Raw genomic sequence first — 15,746 nt, 5'->3', positions numbered from 1 at the left:
TTCTTCATGTTTTTTTGTTTAAAAAAATTAAATGATGGCAAAAATGGGATTATTAATGATGAGGAGGCTAGAATCATGAAAAGAATATTGACAGTTGCTATGCTGATCATGATAATGATTCAACCATTAAATGTTTTTGCGGAGGAAGCAGATCCAGACTTAGACTTAGATTTAGATGGAAAAAGTGTCATTTTAATTGAACGTAACACGGGTGAAATTTTATACCAGAATAATAGTAATGAACAATTGCCACCAGCAAGTATGACGAAGATGATGACGTTATTACTGATTGCAGAAGCCATTGATCAAGGGAAAATTGATTTAACTGATTCAGTAATCATTAGTGAAAATGCTGCATCAATGGGAGGATCGCAAATTTTTTTAGAACCTGCGGAAGAGATGAGTGTAGATGATTTGCTCAAAGCGGTTGCGGTAGCTTCAGCAAATGATGCCAGTGTTGCCCTAGCTGAATATATTTCTGGTAGTGAGCAGGCTTTTGTCCAAGCGATGAATGAAAAAGTAGCAGAGCTAGATTTAAAGGAAACTCAGTTTCAAAATACAACAGGATTACCTGCTGAAGATCACTATTCTTCTGCACATGACATGGCGATGATTGCAAGGGCTCTATTAAGATATGATTTTATTACTGACTATACCTCTATTTATGAAGATTATTTGAGAAAAGGAACAGAAGATGAATTTTGGTTGGTGAACACTAATCGTTTAGTGAAATTCTATCCAGGAGTTGATGGGTTAAAAACAGGTTTTACTCAAGAAGCGAAATATTGTTTAACTGCAACGGCATTGAAGGATGATATGCGTTTAATTGCTGTTGTCATGGGAGCAGAATCACCAAAAGAGCGCAATGCTTCCATTTCACGTTTATTAGACTATGGCTATTCACAGTTTCATCATGAAAAAGTATATAGTTTACATGACCCCGTTACTAACATAAAGATTCTCAAAGGAAAAGCGGATCAAGTACCAGTCATTACAGATGATGCTTTGTCTATTTTAACAAAAAAGGGAGCAGATCTTAGTCAACTGGAAACAAAGGTAAATATTGATGAACATATGGTAGCCCCGATTGAAGCAGGCGAAGTTGTTGGGAGCCTTGAGCTTTATTTAGATGGAGAATTAATAAATGAAATCGATCTAATTTCAGAACAAACAGTAGCACGAGCTAATCTATGGGAGTTAATGATTGATTCAAGTAAACGTATTTTAAGATAAAGAATACCGTCATACCGATAATAGCTTTCTCTTAATTGATATGAGACGCGAAAAAGCACTAGTTTCTTCTAGTTTTGTCGATTAGAAGGAATTCTATGAATAGATACAGAAATCAATAGGCAAATCAAATAAAGATTAATAAAAAGAGAGGGAGGATTCTTATTATGTTAGAAAAAAAGTTTCTAATTAAAGATGATATATTACTTGTTCGTTTGAAGGGTGAATTGGATCATCATGAAGCAAATGAACTAAAAAAAATGTGGCAGTTAGAAATGAAACACCATGATGTTCGGCATATTGTCCTTAATTTAGCCGACTTAGATTTTATGGATAGTTCAGGTTTAGGGGTTGTTCTCGGACGTTATAAGGAAATCAAACAGTTAAATGGAGAAATGGTCATCTGTGCCATTTCACCAATAGTGAAACGCTTGTTTGAAATGTCTGGTCTCTTTAAAATCATGAGATTGGCACAAGGGGAAGAAGAAGCTTTGATTTATTTGGGGGTAGCGTAATGAAAAATCACATGCAAATATCCTTTAAAAGTAGAAGTGAAAATGAAGCCTTTGCCCGTATTGTTGTTGCTTCCTTCTTAGCAACCATTGATCCAACTGTTGAAGAGTTATCAGAAATTAAAACGGTCGTATCAGAAGCAGTTACTAATGCGATTATTCATGGCTATGAACAATCTGATGCATTCGATATTTATTTAAGTTGTGAATTAAATGATCGTCGAGTCAAAATAGTGATCGAAGACCTTGGGGTTGGGATTGATAATGTTGAAGAAGCAATCCAACCTTTATATACATCAAAACCTGAATTAGAAAGATCCGGCATGGGTTTTACCATAATGGAAAATTTTATGGATCACATTGCGGTTGAATCAGCGATTGGACATGGAACAAAGGTCATTTTAGAAAAAACATTTCAAACATCACGCTCCATACATCAATAGGGAGTGATTGGAATGACAATGAATGAAGTAAAAAAACAAAAACCACTGTCGGATAAGGAAGTGAAGCATTACATTAAACAAAGCCAAATGGGGGATCAATCGGCAAAGGATATTTTAGTTGAACGTAATGTACGACTTGTTTGGTCGGTCGTCCAACGATTTTTAAATCGTGGCTATGATCAAGAGGACTTATTTCAAATTGGTTGTATCGGTTTAATTAAATCGATTGATAAATTTGATTTATCTTATCAAGTAAAATTTTCGACCTATGCTGTCCCCATGATTATCGGTGAGATTCAACGATTTATTAGAGATGATGGAACAATTAAAGTCAGTCGATCACTAAAGGAATTAGGGCATAAAATTCGACGAGAAAAAGAAACTTTAACGAAGTCATATGGACGTTCACCAACAATCTCTGAATTGGCATGTGCTTTGGATATCACGCCTGAGGAAGTAATTCATGCTGAAGATGCGACGAAGCAACCGCACTCTATTCATGAAACGGTTTATGAAAATGAAGGTGATCCGATTACCTTACTTGATCAACTAGCAGAGGACGAAGAGAATTGGTTTGATAAAATGATGATCTCCGAAACATTAAAAACGTTGGAACCGCGTGAGCAGTTAATCGTTTATTTACGGTATTATCAAGATCAAACCCAAGCTGAAGTTGCCCAAAGAATTGGTATATCACAAGTTCAGGTTTCCCGTCTTGAAAAGAAAATATTATCGAATATGAAAAAGCAAATTCTGCAATAATGATTCATTGTTCTTATATAACTGGCTGTTAATCCATCTTAGTTTTCCTTTGTAGTGGGTTTGCAGCCAGTTGTCGTTAACATCGTATAATTTAAAAATGATTAACCTATACTAAGATGTAGTTTAGCTAAAGGAAGTGAATTACATGTTTAAGCAAAAAAAACCACCTTTTAAAATAAACCAAATTAAACGGGTAGAAAATTATATGCGTGATCATCTTGGTATTGGAGAGTCATTTGATGTAGACTTTCGAGAAGTCATTATTTTGGGCAAAAAAGTTCAATTATATTATGTTAATGGACTGTGTGAATCTTTAATCATTACTGAGCTATTAAAATCCTTAGTTGATATAAATGATTATAAACACGATGAGAAAAAAGTAGTCAGCCTTGTCCGAAATCATCTAGTTTCTGAGCAATTAGAAGAAACAAAGGATATCGATAAAGCGATCACTGATATGTTATCAGGCTTAATTATTGTCTTTATTGAAGACTATGACCAGATCATGATTGTTGATGTCCGTGCTTACCCAGGACGGACACCAGAAGAGCCTGATACGGAACGAGTTATTCGTGGTTCAAGAGATGGTTATACAGAGAATATCATTCAAAATACAGGTTTAACACGGAGACGAGTTAGGGATCCACGCTTAAGAAATGAAATGCTCCAAGTAGGTGATCGCTCCAAAACGGATGTTTGCCTTTCCTACATCAAGGATATTGCTGATCCAGAACTGATTAAGATTATCAAAAAAGAATTGAAGGCAATTAATACAGATGGCTTATCGATGGCAGATAAAGCATTAGAAGAATACATCGTCCATCAGGGCTTTAATCCTTTTCCCATTGTTCGTTATACGGAACGACCAGATGTTGTGGCAAGCCACTTATTTGAGGGACATGTGATTGTAATGGTTGATACATCACCAAGTATGATTATTACACCCACAACGCTGTTTCATCATGTTCAGCATGCGGAAGAATACCGACAAGCCCCTGCCTCAGGAACATTTGTCCGATGGGTTCGGTTTTTTGGTATCTTTATTTCCATCTTTCTTCTACCTTTTTGGTATCTTCTCTCAATTGAACCAGACTTGCTACCCGAGGCACTAAGTTTTATTGGTCCGAATGAAGGCATAGGAAACGTTCCCTTGTTTTTACAAATTTTACTGGCTGATATGGGTGTCGAGCTGTTGCGGATGGCAGCTATTCATACGCCAACGCCATTATCAACGGCAATGGGTTTAATTGCAGCTATTCTAATTGGTGAAATCGCGATTGAAGCAGGGCTATTCACTGAAGAAGTGATCTTATATGTGTCATTTGCAGCCATTGGTTCTTATGCTACCCCTAGTTATGAGTTAAGCGTTGCTAATAAGCTTGTTCGGGTTTTCATTATTATATCAACATTTGCCTTTGGCTTACCTGGTTTCATGATCGGTTCAACCATTTATATTTTAGCCTTAACCAGTGTAAAGTCTTTTAATACACCTTATTTGTGGCCGTTTATTCCGTTTAATGTAAAGGCGCTGTTACAAATTCTTGTTCGATACAGTGTTCCAGCAAAAGAAACACGGCCAAGTATCACACACCCTAAGCAAAAAGTTGACTAATTGATCAGTTAGAGTTGATTAGATGATAGACTTGTGGTAAATTAATTCTATTCAAAAAGAATGATCATTTTGCGATGTAGCATCTTGTAAATGAAACAGTATAAGTGCTTTACAAAGCATATGAATTCGTATTTGAGCAATCCAGACTAAAAAATCATATCCCTTTCCATAGGTTTATTAATAATAATTCTATAAAAAGGGATGTTTGTTTTCAGGCGTTAGAGGATTAAGGTTTTAGCGAAGAAGTGCATATAAAGTAACTGAACTTTCTTCTACGTCTTAAGTATAAAATCTAATATATTCAAAGTATCTTTCCAGATTGTGCGGTAGTCAAAACTATCACGCAAGTAAAGATAAATGAAGGCATGTTTTTTAAAAAGGGAGTTGTTCAATACAAATAGGGGGATCATAAGGTGAATGAGCAGATAAAAGCAAATGAAAAAGACCACCTTATCTTTGGGGGCATAGATACGACTTATTTAGCGGGAAAATATGGAACGCCACTATACGTATATGATGTTAACAAAATTCGTACAAATGCTCAGTCATTTGTGAATGAATTTAAGAAATTAGGTGTTAAGGCTCAAGTCGCTTATGCAAGTAAAGCATTTTCGTCAATCGCGATGTTACAAGTAGCTAAACAAGAAGGCTTGAGTTTAGATGTTGTATCACAAGGTGAACTGTATACCGCACTTCAAGCAGGATTTCCAGTTGGAAAAATTCATCTGCATGGCAACAATAAGAGTGTTGATGAATTAGCAATGGCTATAGAAAATAAAATAGGCTGTATTGTCGTAGACAATTTCCATGAAATTAAACTACTTGATCAGCTGTTACATACGTATGATCAAGAAATGGATGTACTACTACGGGTGACACCAGGAATTGAAGCTCATACCCATGATTACATATTAACAGGCAATGAGGATTCAAAATTTGGTTTTGATATTGGAAGTGGACAAGCAGACGAAGCTTTTAAACTTTTGTTGGAGAAAGATAGAATTCATTTAAAAGGTCTGCATTGCCATATTGGCTCACAAATTTTTGAAACAGATGGTTTTATTTTAGCGGTACAACGGTTATTTGAAGTAATGAATGATTGGAAAATAAATGAGCAATTTAGTGCTGAAGTTTTAAATCTGGGGGGTGGTTTTGGAATTCGTTATACGGGTGAAGATCAACCATTACCACTAGAACAGTACGTAAAGGCGTTAGTTGGTGAAATTGAAAAGCAAGCTCAAAATTATCAAATTGAATTTCCGGAAATTTGGATAGAGCCTGGTCGAGCGATTGTAGGTAATGCTGGAATGACGTTATATCAAGTGGGCTCTAAAAAGGAAATACCAAATGTTCGTAATTATATTTCCGTCGATGGTGGGATGACTGATAACATTCGTCCTGCATTGTATGATGCAAAGTACGAGGCTGTTTTAGCCAATAAAGTAAATGCACCGAAAACATACAAAACATCGATAGCCGGCAAATGTTGTGAATCAGGTGATATGTTAATTTGGGATGTGACATTGCCAGAAGTGGAAGCTGGTGATATACTAGCAGTGTTTAGCACAGGGGCATATGGTTACTCAATGTCAAGTCACTATAATCGCTTCCCTAAACTCGCCGTTGTTTTTGTTGAGGATGGGAAAGATAAGTTAGTTGTTCAAAGAGAAACTTATCAAGATTTATTACGCCATGACTTATCATATGAATAGATGGAGGATATGAAATGAAAAAACAAGCAACAATCACTTTCGAAAATGGTGAGCAAATAGTTATTGAATTATTCGAAGATGCTGCACCAGGTACAGTAGCAAATTTTGAAAAACTGGCCAATGAAAAATTCTATGATGGGGTGACTTTCCACCGAGTTATTCCTGGTTTCGTAGCTCAAGGCGGAGATCTAACAGGTACAGGTGCTGGGGGTCCAGGCTATTCAATTAAATGTGAGACTGAAGGAAATCCACATAAACATGTTGCAGGGTCATTATCAATGGCACATGCTGGAAAGGATACGGGTGGAAGTCAATTCTTCCTTGTCCATGAACCACAACCACATTTAGATGGTGTTCATACGGTGTTTGGTCAAGTAACTGAAGGTATGGATGTTGTTTTACGAATTAAGCAAGGCGATGTTATGGAATCCGTTGTTGTAGAAGAGATTTAATTTTATATTATTCAATAGAACATTGTTCAGATCATTTAGATAATGATCTAGTAAAGGGGTAGTTATGTTAATTCGATATAAAAAGTCGATGGAAAAGATTGCAATGGGTCTGTTATCTTTTATGCCTGAAGAGAAAGATGTCAAAAAACTTACAAATACGATGAAAGCATATGAAGACAATGAGAACTGGCAACTTTATTTATGGAAAGAAAATGATGATGTTTTGGGCGCCATTGGTGTAGAAATAAAGCAAATGGATGCCAACGTTATTGTGCAACACATTTCTGTTAATCCATCACATCGAAAGTTAGGTATTGGTCATAAAATGATTAACAACATTCGAACAATTTATCAAGAAAATTATCAAATTATTGCTAATGATTTAACGGAATCATTTTTAAGTAAATGTGAATAGACAACTTTCATACCAATGACTGTAACATGACTAGAGTTGTTCCAAGGGCTAAAGCCTAAAGGAATGGCTCTTTTTTGTTAGGAACTTACCTATTGCTCACATAGCAAGTGAATTCGACCATGGTGATTGAAGACATTGAATTCTTAAATTAAAGCTGACCATGGTTATCTCTGTTGGTTAGAGTAAAATGTTTGTAGGAGTAAATACTCTCGATGACAGGGGCACCAAGCGAAAGCACAGTATCTGACAACTGCGGGTTCAGAGAACTGACACATCAAATTAAATTGTATAAATAAAATAAGAGCCTCTAAAAACCTCCTACAAAAACTTGACACATACTCTCTGCTGACACTGCTATGGTTAATTTGGAATTATGTGTTATAATAAACCATGATTCACTGATACTTTATGAAGGAGCTTTCAGTATGATAGAATCTTACCATGTCCGAATTGATGGTTTTGAGGGACCCTTAGACCTACTGCTACACTTAATTAAACAATATGAAATAGATATATATGATATCCCTGTTGCAGAGATAACCGCTCAGTATATGGCATATATTGACACGATGCAGAAGCTAGATTTAAATATTGCTAGTGAATATTTAGTCATGGCAGCAACCTTGCTGGCAATCAAAAGTGAAATGCTTCTACCGAATCAAGAAATAGATGAAGATGATAACTATGAAGAGGGAGATCCACGAGAGGAACTGATTGCAAGGTTAATAGAGTATCGCAGGTATAAGGAAGCGGCAGAACAGTTAAAAGAAATTGAAGGTGAAGAGAAAGAAAGCTTTACGAGATCCCCTGAAAAAATGACGGAAAAAACAAATGAAAAACAACCGATTAAAAAAAATGCGGCTTCTATTTATGACATGTTAGCTGCTATGCAGAATATATTTAATCGTCAAAAGTGGAATCGTTCAATAACAACAACTGTTGAAAAAATAGAAATCCCTTTACAACAGCGTATGGATGAGGTATTGGACATTGTTGAACTAAGTGAGGAAGGAATTCCATTTGATCAATTGTTTCCTTATTCGACAAAGTCTCATATCATTGTGACTTTTATGGCCATGTTAGAATTAATGAAGCAGAAACTAGTTTATTGTGAACAAAAACAGACCTTTGATCAATTGATTTTACATAAATGGAGGTAATAAAGATTGGATTTAAGTCAATTTAAGGCGATTATTGAAGGATTATTATTTGTATCTGGTTCTGATGGATTAACCATTAAACAGATCTCATCTATTATTGAACTTGACCAAGATACCGTTAAATATCTATTAAATGAATTAAAATATGATTATGAAAATACGGTGCGTGGCATTCAAATACTTGAATCAGAAAAGCATTTTTATCTAACTTCTAAGCCGGAGCATGCTGATTACTTTAAAAAATTAAGATCAAATTCACATACCTCAAAATTAACGCAAGCAAGCCTTGAAACCTTAGCGATCATTGCTTACAATCAACCGATTACACGTGCGGAAATTGAAGAAATCAGGGGAGTCAAGAGTGACCGACCGATCCAAACGATCCTATCGCGTGGATTAATTGAAGAAGTAGGGCGAAAAGATGCCGTAGGTCGGCCAATGATGTTTGGAACAACGTTGGACTTTTTGACTTATTTTGGTTTGCGTTCAATTGAAGAACTTCCACCTTTAAATGAGCATATTGAAGAAGGCGATATCACAGAAGAAGCTGATTTATTTTTTGATAAATTAAATGAAGAATAGTGAAAAAGATGAAATTTTTCGATCATTATTTTTTCATTTAACAATTGGACTAATAGAAATGAAAGCTCTCACTGTAAAAAAGGAAAAAATAGTGGGTAAGATCATCGATGGATGATTTTACCCACTATTTTTCTTTTTAGAGCTATAGTGAGAAGTGAAAGAGCTAAGGACTTGAATCTGTATCGAAAACCGAGCTTCAGCACATATTAAATTCTTTAGACAGGCGTATTTATATCAACAATTATTTTAAATTAATTCAAATAGTAACATGGATGAGTATCTAAGTATAAGCTTGAAAAGTCCCGTTAGGATCCCTCCATGCACTATTTTCCTTATTTTTAGTGAAAGTAGGATTGGACAAATAATAACTCAACTTACAAAGCATAACTATTGATCTCTTGCATAAATTTAAAATATATCAATAAATGGGGATAATAAAGAAGGTGTCTTATGAGAGGTCGAAAGATCAAAACGATATTAATTATCGTAACTATTATTTATTTATCGATGATCAACAGTGAATATATCTATGCAAAACCATTAGTATCTGCTGAACAAGCTGTTTTAATGGATCAAGAAACTGGAATGATTCTTTATGAAAAAAATACGGACAATCCTCAATTAATTGCTAGTATTACCAAAGTGATGACAGCGATTATCGCCATTGAACATGGTGATTTATCAGATCAAGTAAAAATAAGCCAGGAAGCAGTCTCGGCAGAAGGCTCTTCAATCTATTTAACTGAAAATGAATCGATGTCGTTGGAGGATCTCATTTATGGATTAATGCTCCGCTCAGGAAATGATGCAGCTGTTGCTATTGCCGAACATATTGGGGGCAGTGTTGAAGGCTTTGTCTATTTAATGAATGAGAAAGCTGAGTGGCTAGGAATGGAAGAGACCCATTTTGCTAATCCACATGGTCTTGATGCAGACGACCATTATTCTACAGCGGAAGACATTGCTCAGTTAATGCGATATGCCATGGAGAATGAAGCGTTTGCCACAATAAATCGTACTAAATCACATCAGGCAGAAAAACGGACCTACTCATGGTCGAATAAAAATAAATTGTTGACCAACTATTATCCTTATACAATCGGGGGTAAGACAGGCTATACAAAGGCAGCGGGTCGAACGTTAGTAACTGTTGCTGAAAAAGAAGGCATTCAATTAATAGTAGTAACAATCAATGATCCGAATGACTGGTTTGATCATATGCGTCTATATGAATGGGGATTTGAACAAGCTGATCATTTAGATTTAGAGACCCATTCTGAGGTGAGAAATACCGATGATCGCTCGTTAACGCAAACTGTGATTTATTATCTAAAACAAATGGTGGGATTACAATAATGGTACATTTTATTTGGGCAGGTTTAGCCTGTATTGGGATTATCTATGCATTGTTTAATGGAACAATGGCAGAAGTAAATGAGGCTATTTTCACGAGTGCTCAAGAAGCGGTTCAACTGGTGATAGGATTAACTAGTATCCTTATATTTTGGCTTGGAATCATGAAGATTGCTGAAAAAGCCAATATATTATCTGCTTTAAGTCGTTTCTTTAAGCCACTCATTACTCGATTATTCCCCGATCTACCGAAGGATCATCCTGTTATGGGGTATATTACATCTAATTTTATTGCAAATTTGTTTGGTTTAGGGAATGCAGCGACCCCACTTGGTTTAAAAGCAATGAAAGAAATGAAGCAACTTGAGCAAAGTGATAAAGCTTCACGATCGATGATTACATTTTTAGTCATCAATACAGCAGGCTTAACCTTAATACCGACGACTGTCATTGCACTAAGAATTCAGTATGGCTCAATAGCACCAACTGAAACAGTCGCAGCAACAATTATTGTTTCAGGTATTACAACGTTTATTGCTATTGTGATTGACCGATTATTTTATTATAGAAGGGTGAATCAGAGAAAATGATCGATATGATTTCTGTCATTAGTATGATTGCGATACCACTTTTTGTTTTGATCGTTCTTGTGGTGGGTACCTTTAAAAAAATCCCCACTTACGATTTATTTGTTGAAGGAGGTAAAGAGGGGCTTTCAATGGCCATTTCTTTACTTCCTTATTTGTTAGGAATGCTTGTTTCTATTTCAATCTTTAGGAGCTCAGGTGCACTTGATTTTTTAATTAATTTGTTAAAACCATTGTTAGATATCGTTCGCGTTCCTAGTGAAATTGTTCCGCTCGCTTTGACAAAACCGATATCTGGAACTGCTGCTTTAGCTGTTACTTCTGATCTATTGAAATCATTTGGTCCAGATTCATTTATAGGTCGGTTAGCCTCGACAATGCAAGGTAGCACAGATACAACTTTATATATTATAACGATTTATTTTGGTTCAGTTGGCATTAAAAAAATGGGCGATGCATTGAAAGTTGGACTACTTACTGATCTTATTGGTATAATAACAGCAATTACCATCATTACAATTCTGTTTAGCTAGCTCATGATTTAATCAGAAATACTGGTTTTACGAACGGGTGACCTGCTATCTTTTCCTTAACTGTGAGATGAAAGCAGTGACAAAAATAGAATGATGCTAAAAGTGGTAAGCTTGTATCATATCTTTGCCTGTCTATAGGTGTAAATGTTATTTTAAATATAACTACCCCGTAAAATCGACAAACTTAAGTAGAAATGTAGTTGTTTTCATTTGATTTATCTGGCAAAATAAGAGGTAAACAACAAGTACGTTAGACTATAGTAGAAATTGGTGAATTTTATGTCATTAAATAATGAGAGATTACAAAAGGTTATTGCCCAAAGTGGCGTGACATCAAGAAGAAAAGCTGAACAGCTTATTGTAGATGGAAGAGTAAGGGTGAATGGGGAAATTGTTAAAAAACTAGGAACGAAGGTTAATAAAAATGATCTGATAGAAGTAGATCATGTTCCTATTGTAAAAGAAGACCTTGTTTATTATCTTGTTTACAAACCAAGAAGATTTATTTCAAGTGTTAAAGATGATCGAGGCAGAAAAATTGTCACGGAATTAGTTCCTGACGTTGATGAACGAGTTTTTCCAGTTGGCCGGCTTGATTATGATACGTCTGGTTTAATCTTACTCACTAATGATGGTGAATTAGCTCAATTATTAATGCATCCAAGTCATCAAATTGATAAGGTCTATGTTGCTAAAATTAAGGGGATTCCTCCAAAATCAGCTTTTACACTATTTAAAAAGGGCATCCTTTCTAAAGGTGAACTGTTAAAAGCAAAGCAGGTACGATTATTATCAGCAAATAAACAAAAAAATAATTCAGTCATTGAAATAACGCTGCATGAAGGTAAGAATCGGCAAGTTAGACGAATGTTTGAAGAAATTGATTTTCCAGTACTTAAATTAAAAAGAGAAAGATACAGTTTTTTAGATTTAACAGGGCTACAGCCCGGAGATTATCGAGAATTAACTAAGCAAGAAGTACAACGGCTTAAAGATGATGCTTTAGAGGATAATTAATTAAATGTTAGGACCAGATTTTTCTAGAACAAAAAGAACAAATAGGATGTTTTCAGTACAGTTTGGTCTTTTTGATCAATTTAAGCGAAATATGGTGATTGTTATTGTTTTTTGCTGATAAAGAGAAATCTGATGTGTAGGAGAGGGGTAACGATGATGGAAGATCAACAAACGATTTTAATTATAGAAGATGAGGAACGAATTCGACGTTTGTTAACAATGTATTTAGAAAGAGACAATTTTAAAATAGCAGAAGCGGATAATGGCGAGGATGGGGTAGCATTAGCTGAAGAAAATGATTATGATTTAGTGATTCTCGATTTAATGTTACCTACTCTAGATGGGATCAGTGTCTGTAAACAAATAAGAAAAAATCAAACGATGCCGATTCTAATGTTAACGGCTAAGGGAGAAGAGTCTGATCGCATCGAGGGATTTGAAGCAGGTGCAGATGATTATGTCGTTAAACCCTTTAGTCCAAGAGAAGTTGTTTTACGCGTAAAGGCTTTATTACGGCGTTCTCAAGGAGTTGGTCAATTAGATCAAAGCAGTATGTCAAATAGTGTGCTTATTTTTAAACAATTAAAAATTGATAGCAATGCCCATCGAGTAACCGTAGCTGGAAAAGATATTACTTTAACACCAAAGGAATATGAATTATTATATTTCTTGGCCAGCCATCAGGATCATGTCTTTGAGCGTGAAAGCTTATTAAAAGAGGTATGGCAGTATGAGTTTTTTGGTGACTTAAGGACAGTCGACACACATATTAAGCGATTGAGAGAAAAACTAGGTAAAGCATCGGAAGAAGCCGCTCAAATGATTGCGACTGTTTGGGGGGTAGGATATAAATTTGAAGTGGATGATGATTAATGATTTGGAGAAATGTTGTAGCTAAGAATAGCTTAACTTTTTTTGTTATATTTTTTGTCCTTTATTCAATACTAAGTATATCCATATATCAATTTCAGAAAAATAGTTTAATAACAGAAGCAAAAGAGCAGCTTAAAATGTCAACAGAGAAAATGGCTAATTACTTGCTTGAACAGCCAGATGTTGTTGAATCATATGATGAGCTTCAACATGTGGTAACTGATGAAATTGATTTTTTCTTAGTGGATAATAATGAGAAGGATATGAGTGATCATCGGATCGGACAGTTTCTAGCTCATCTAGATAGAACCAATCAAGTCTATTTTGATCAATTCAATCATAATAATCAAGAAATACTTATTGCTGGTATCCATTTAGAACCATTTTCACTTGCAGTATATACACCCATGTCCAAGATATTAGAACAGTTGATAGCTTTAAAATGGACATTTATTTTGCTTGCTCTTTTTGTAGTCATAGCATTTATCGCATTTGTGAGCCTACTATCACGTCGCATTTCAACCCCGTTAAAACAAATGAAAAAAAGTACCCGTCAAATGATTGATGGCGAGTTCAATATTAAATTACCAATGGATACACATGATGAAATTGGTGAATTAGCTATGTCATTTAATCGAATGAGCCGTCAACTTGGCAATCAGCTTTCTACCTTATTGCAAGAAAAGGAAATTTTATTTAGTATTATCGGATCAATGAAAGATGGCGTCATGACCATGAATCTTGATGGTGATATTATTATTTCAAATAAGGAAGCTGATTATTTTATTGCCGATTTTCATTATGAAAAAAATAGTGCAAATGTAAAACGTTTACCAGATGAGTTTGATCAATTTTTCCAATTTGTGATTGATCAAGGATCAAGTCAGAGTTTTCATATAAATATTCAGGGACGAGATTGGGATATTATAATAACGCCTTTGTATAGAAAAACATCTATTCAAGGTGCGGTTGCTATTGTACGTGATGTCACAGAGCAACATCAACTGGATCAGTTAAGGGAAACGTTTATTGCGAATGTATCACATGAGCTTAGAACACCCATTTCTTTATTACAAGGGTACAGTGAGGCAATTATTGATGAAGTAGCAGAAACAGTAGAAGAACAAAGACAACTTGCACAAGTTATTCATGATGAGTCTCAAAGAATGGGTCGGCTCGTTAATGAATTATTGGATTTAACACGTTTAAAATCGGGACATTTAGATTTATCTCTAGCAAAACACTCTATTGGTGCTTTTCTTGATAAAGTTATCAAGAAATTTACTAATCAATTGAACGAAAATAAACTTATATTTAGTTACCATATTAGTGAAGACATAACTGAAGGTGAATTTGATTATGATCGAATGGAACAGGTATTTACCAATTTAATTGATAACGCGATTAAACATACCTATGAAAACGGAAAAATTACGTTAAAAGTATTTAAAGAAAAAAGTCAAATTGTTTTCATACTCAGTGATACAGGAACAGGTATACCTAAAGAAGATTTGCCGTTTATATTTGAACGTTTCTATATGGCTGATAAAGCTCGTTCAAAAGTGAATAAAGTCAAAAAAGGAACAGGATTAGGCTTAGCTATTGCTAAACAAATTATTGAAGCGCATGGTGGAACAATTGGTGTTCAAAGCAAACAAGGCGAGGGAACAACCTTTAAATTTACGATACCGATTGACTAAAGTAGACAAAGGAAGCTGGTTTTATTTAACTTTAAAAAATCGTTTTTATTGGGTATACAAAGATGGTCAATTTAACAAATGAGAAATGGAACAATGGTCGTTTAAATTTGAACCACCTCAAAAAAACAAATGTAAAAAACTTATGACTTATGTTAATATTTATAGGAATCTTATTTGAATTTTTCTGTTAAGTGTTCAGTACATAAACTTTCGAAGCGCATTTTTTAAAAAGAATGCTGTAACTTTTAATATCAATGATCGACTAATATGTAGACAGGGGGTCTATTCGTGGAGACCACGTTTCATTCACTTTATGACCAATACCATACTGACCTGTATCAATATGTGTATTACATGGTTAAGAACCAGCATGCTGCCGAAGATATAGTACAAGAAGTATACATTAAAGTGCTAAAATCATATGAAAATTTTCGAGGAGAAAGCAGTGAAAAAACTTGGCTTTTCTCTATTGCTCGTCATACAACAATGGATTATTTCCGAAAACAACAAAGACAGCAAAATAAATTAGCTCACTTCTTTAATAAAGAGCAGAACTTGGCACGAATTAAGGATCAAGAACCTCTACCAGAAGAGATTGCTCAACTGAATGATGAAATGAAAAGAATTTATCATTTATTAGATCAATGCACGCTTGATCAAAAAAACGTACTAATCCTTCGCTATATACAATCTTTATCTATCCATGAAACAGCTCAAATTCTTGAGTGGTCAGAAAGTAAAGTAAAAACAACGCAACATCGAGCAATTAAGAAACTACAACAATTAATTGATAAAGATTAGAA

At 34.9% G+C, this 15,746-nt stretch carries 17 protein-coding genes; all 17 read left to right on the top strand.

The genetic code is table 11. The features are described from left to right. Positions 1-75: 75 nt before the first annotated feature. The 17 genes from ACS127_RS14725 (at position 76) to ACS127_RS14645 (ending at position 15,744) form a co-directional block, all read left to right on the top strand. Positions 76-1,233 (top strand): D-alanyl-D-alanine carboxypeptidase family protein, encoded by a 1,158-nt coding sequence (locus tag ACS127_RS14725; protein WP_440895782.1) that lies wholly within the window; start codon positions 76-78, stop codon positions 1,231-1,233. A gap of 164 nt (positions 1,234-1,397) precedes the next feature. Continuing rightward, a complete protein-coding gene (gene spoIIAA / locus ACS127_RS14720; protein ID WP_440895781.1) occupies positions 1,398-1,745 on the top strand; it encodes an anti-sigma F factor antagonist in 348 nt (115 codons plus the stop codon). After that, complete coding sequence (spoIIAB, locus tag ACS127_RS14715) at positions 1,745-2,185, top strand: anti-sigma F factor (protein ID WP_440895780.1); 441 nt, start codon at positions 1,745-1,747, stop codon at positions 2,183-2,185. Before spoIIAA ends, spoIIAB begins: the two co-directional genes overlap by 1 nt. Positions 2,186-2,197: 12 nt before the next feature. After that, positions 2,198-2,947 carry an RNA polymerase sporulation sigma factor SigF gene (sigF, locus tag ACS127_RS14710; RefSeq protein ID WP_440895779.1) on the top strand — a complete coding sequence of 250 codons (750 nt, stop codon included), beginning with the start codon at positions 2,198-2,200 and terminating at the stop codon, positions 2,945-2,947. Between the two features lie 145 nt (positions 2,948-3,092). Beyond that, positions 3,093-4,559 (top strand): spore germination protein, encoded by a 1,467-nt coding sequence (locus tag ACS127_RS14705; protein WP_440895778.1) that lies wholly within the window; start codon positions 3,093-3,095, stop codon positions 4,557-4,559. A 413-nt stretch (positions 4,560-4,972) separates the two neighbouring features. After that, positions 4,973-6,271, top strand: a complete 1,299-nt coding sequence (gene lysA, locus ACS127_RS14700) for a diaminopimelate decarboxylase (RefSeq protein WP_440895777.1) — start codon at positions 4,973-4,975, stop codon at positions 6,269-6,271. Positions 6,272-6,285: 14 nt separating this feature from the next. Then, positions 6,286-6,723 carry a peptidylprolyl isomerase gene (locus ACS127_RS14695; RefSeq protein WP_440895776.1) on the top strand — a complete coding sequence of 146 codons (438 nt, stop codon included), beginning with the start codon at positions 6,286-6,288 and terminating at the stop codon, positions 6,721-6,723. Positions 6,724-6,787: 64 nt separating this feature from the next. Then, a complete protein-coding gene (locus ACS127_RS14690; RefSeq protein WP_440895775.1) occupies positions 6,788-7,138 on the top strand; it encodes a GNAT family N-acetyltransferase in 351 nt (116 codons plus the stop codon). A 425-nt stretch (positions 7,139-7,563) separates the two neighbouring features. Next, positions 7,564-8,298 (top strand): segregation/condensation protein A, encoded by a 735-nt coding sequence (locus tag ACS127_RS14685; RefSeq protein WP_440895774.1) that lies wholly within the window; start codon positions 7,564-7,566, stop codon positions 8,296-8,298. A gap of 6 nt (positions 8,299-8,304) precedes the next feature. Further along, positions 8,305-8,880 carry an SMC-Scp complex subunit ScpB gene (gene scpB / locus ACS127_RS14680; protein ID WP_440895773.1) on the top strand — a complete coding sequence of 192 codons (576 nt, stop codon included), beginning with the start codon at positions 8,305-8,307 and terminating at the stop codon, positions 8,878-8,880. A gap of 450 nt (positions 8,881-9,330) precedes the next feature. After that, positions 9,331-10,236, top strand: coding sequence for a D-alanyl-D-alanine carboxypeptidase family protein (locus ACS127_RS14675; RefSeq protein WP_440895772.1), 906 nt, complete (start codon positions 9,331-9,333; stop codon positions 10,234-10,236). After that, positions 10,236-10,823, top strand: a complete 588-nt coding sequence (locus ACS127_RS14670; RefSeq protein ID WP_440895771.1) for a nucleoside recognition domain-containing protein — start codon at positions 10,236-10,238, stop codon at positions 10,821-10,823. The genes ACS127_RS14675 and ACS127_RS14670 overlap by 1 nt, the downstream gene beginning before the upstream one ends. Next, positions 10,820-11,353, top strand: a complete 534-nt coding sequence (locus tag ACS127_RS14665; RefSeq protein WP_440895770.1) for a spore maturation protein — start codon at positions 10,820-10,822, stop codon at positions 11,351-11,353. Before ACS127_RS14670 ends, ACS127_RS14665 begins: the two co-directional genes overlap by 4 nt. A gap of 279 nt (positions 11,354-11,632) precedes the next feature. Next, entirely contained in the window at positions 11,633-12,370 is a 738-nt protein-coding gene (locus tag ACS127_RS14660; protein WP_440895769.1) for a pseudouridine synthase, read from the top strand. Between the two features lie 156 nt (positions 12,371-12,526). Then, a complete protein-coding gene (locus tag ACS127_RS14655) occupies positions 12,527-13,243 on the top strand; it encodes a response regulator transcription factor (protein ID WP_440898156.1) in 717 nt (238 codons plus the stop codon). After that, a complete protein-coding gene (locus ACS127_RS14650) occupies positions 13,243-14,943 on the top strand; it encodes an ATP-binding protein (RefSeq protein ID WP_440895768.1) in 1,701 nt (566 codons plus the stop codon). The genes ACS127_RS14655 and ACS127_RS14650 overlap by 1 nt, the downstream gene beginning before the upstream one ends. A gap of 288 nt (positions 14,944-15,231) precedes the next feature. Continuing rightward, positions 15,232-15,744: an RNA polymerase sigma factor SigX gene (locus tag ACS127_RS14645; protein WP_440895767.1), complete on the top strand. Its 513-nt coding sequence runs from the start codon at positions 15,232-15,234 to the stop codon at positions 15,742-15,744. Positions 15,745-15,746: the final 2 nt, after the last annotated feature.

The sequence above is a fragment of the Amphibacillus sp. Q70 genome, assembly GCF_052055485.1.
Lineage (GTDB): Bacteria > Bacillota > Bacilli > Bacillales > Amphibacillaceae > Amphibacillus.
This window is presented reverse-complemented; position numbering and strand designations above follow the sequence as displayed.

What these genes read in the sequence shown, in the direction of transcription:
- ACS127_RS14705 (WP_440895778.1), top strand. Translation starts at nt 3,093, where the DNA reads ATGTTTAAGCAAAAAAAACCACCTTTTAAAATAAACCAAATTAAACGG.
- ACS127_RS14685 (WP_440895774.1), top strand. Translation starts at nt 7,564, where the DNA reads ATGATAGAATCTTACCATGTCCGAATTGATGGTTTTGAGGGACCCTTA.
- ACS127_RS14725 (WP_440895782.1), top strand. Translation starts at nt 76, where the DNA reads ATGAAAAGAATATTGACAGTTGCTATGCTGATCATGATAATGATTCAA.
- ACS127_RS14695 (WP_440895776.1), top strand. Translation starts at nt 6,286, where the DNA reads ATGAAAAAACAAGCAACAATCACTTTCGAAAATGGTGAGCAAATAGTT.
- ACS127_RS14660 (WP_440895769.1), top strand. Translation starts at nt 11,633, where the DNA reads ATGTCATTAAATAATGAGAGATTACAAAAGGTTATTGCCCAAAGTGGC.
- ACS127_RS14655 (WP_440898156.1), top strand. Translation starts at nt 12,527, where the DNA reads ATGGAAGATCAACAAACGATTTTAATTATAGAAGATGAGGAACGAATT.
- sigF (WP_440895779.1), top strand. Translation starts at nt 2,198, where the DNA reads ATGACAATGAATGAAGTAAAAAAACAAAAACCACTGTCGGATAAGGAA.
- spoIIAA (WP_440895781.1), top strand. Translation starts at nt 1,398, where the DNA reads ATGTTAGAAAAAAAGTTTCTAATTAAAGATGATATATTACTTGTTCGT.
- ACS127_RS14690 (WP_440895775.1), top strand. Translation starts at nt 6,788, where the DNA reads ATGTTAATTCGATATAAAAAGTCGATGGAAAAGATTGCAATGGGTCTG.
- ACS127_RS14650 (WP_440895768.1), top strand. Translation starts at nt 13,243, where the DNA reads ATGATTTGGAGAAATGTTGTAGCTAAGAATAGCTTAACTTTTTTTGTT.
- ACS127_RS14675 (WP_440895772.1), top strand. Translation starts at nt 9,331, where the DNA reads ATGAGAGGTCGAAAGATCAAAACGATATTAATTATCGTAACTATTATT.
- spoIIAB (WP_440895780.1), top strand. Translation starts at nt 1,745, where the DNA reads ATGAAAAATCACATGCAAATATCCTTTAAAAGTAGAAGTGAAAATGAA.
- ACS127_RS14665 (WP_440895770.1), top strand. Translation starts at nt 10,820, where the DNA reads ATGATCGATATGATTTCTGTCATTAGTATGATTGCGATACCACTTTTT.
- ACS127_RS14670 (WP_440895771.1), top strand. Translation starts at nt 10,236, where the DNA reads ATGGTACATTTTATTTGGGCAGGTTTAGCCTGTATTGGGATTATCTAT.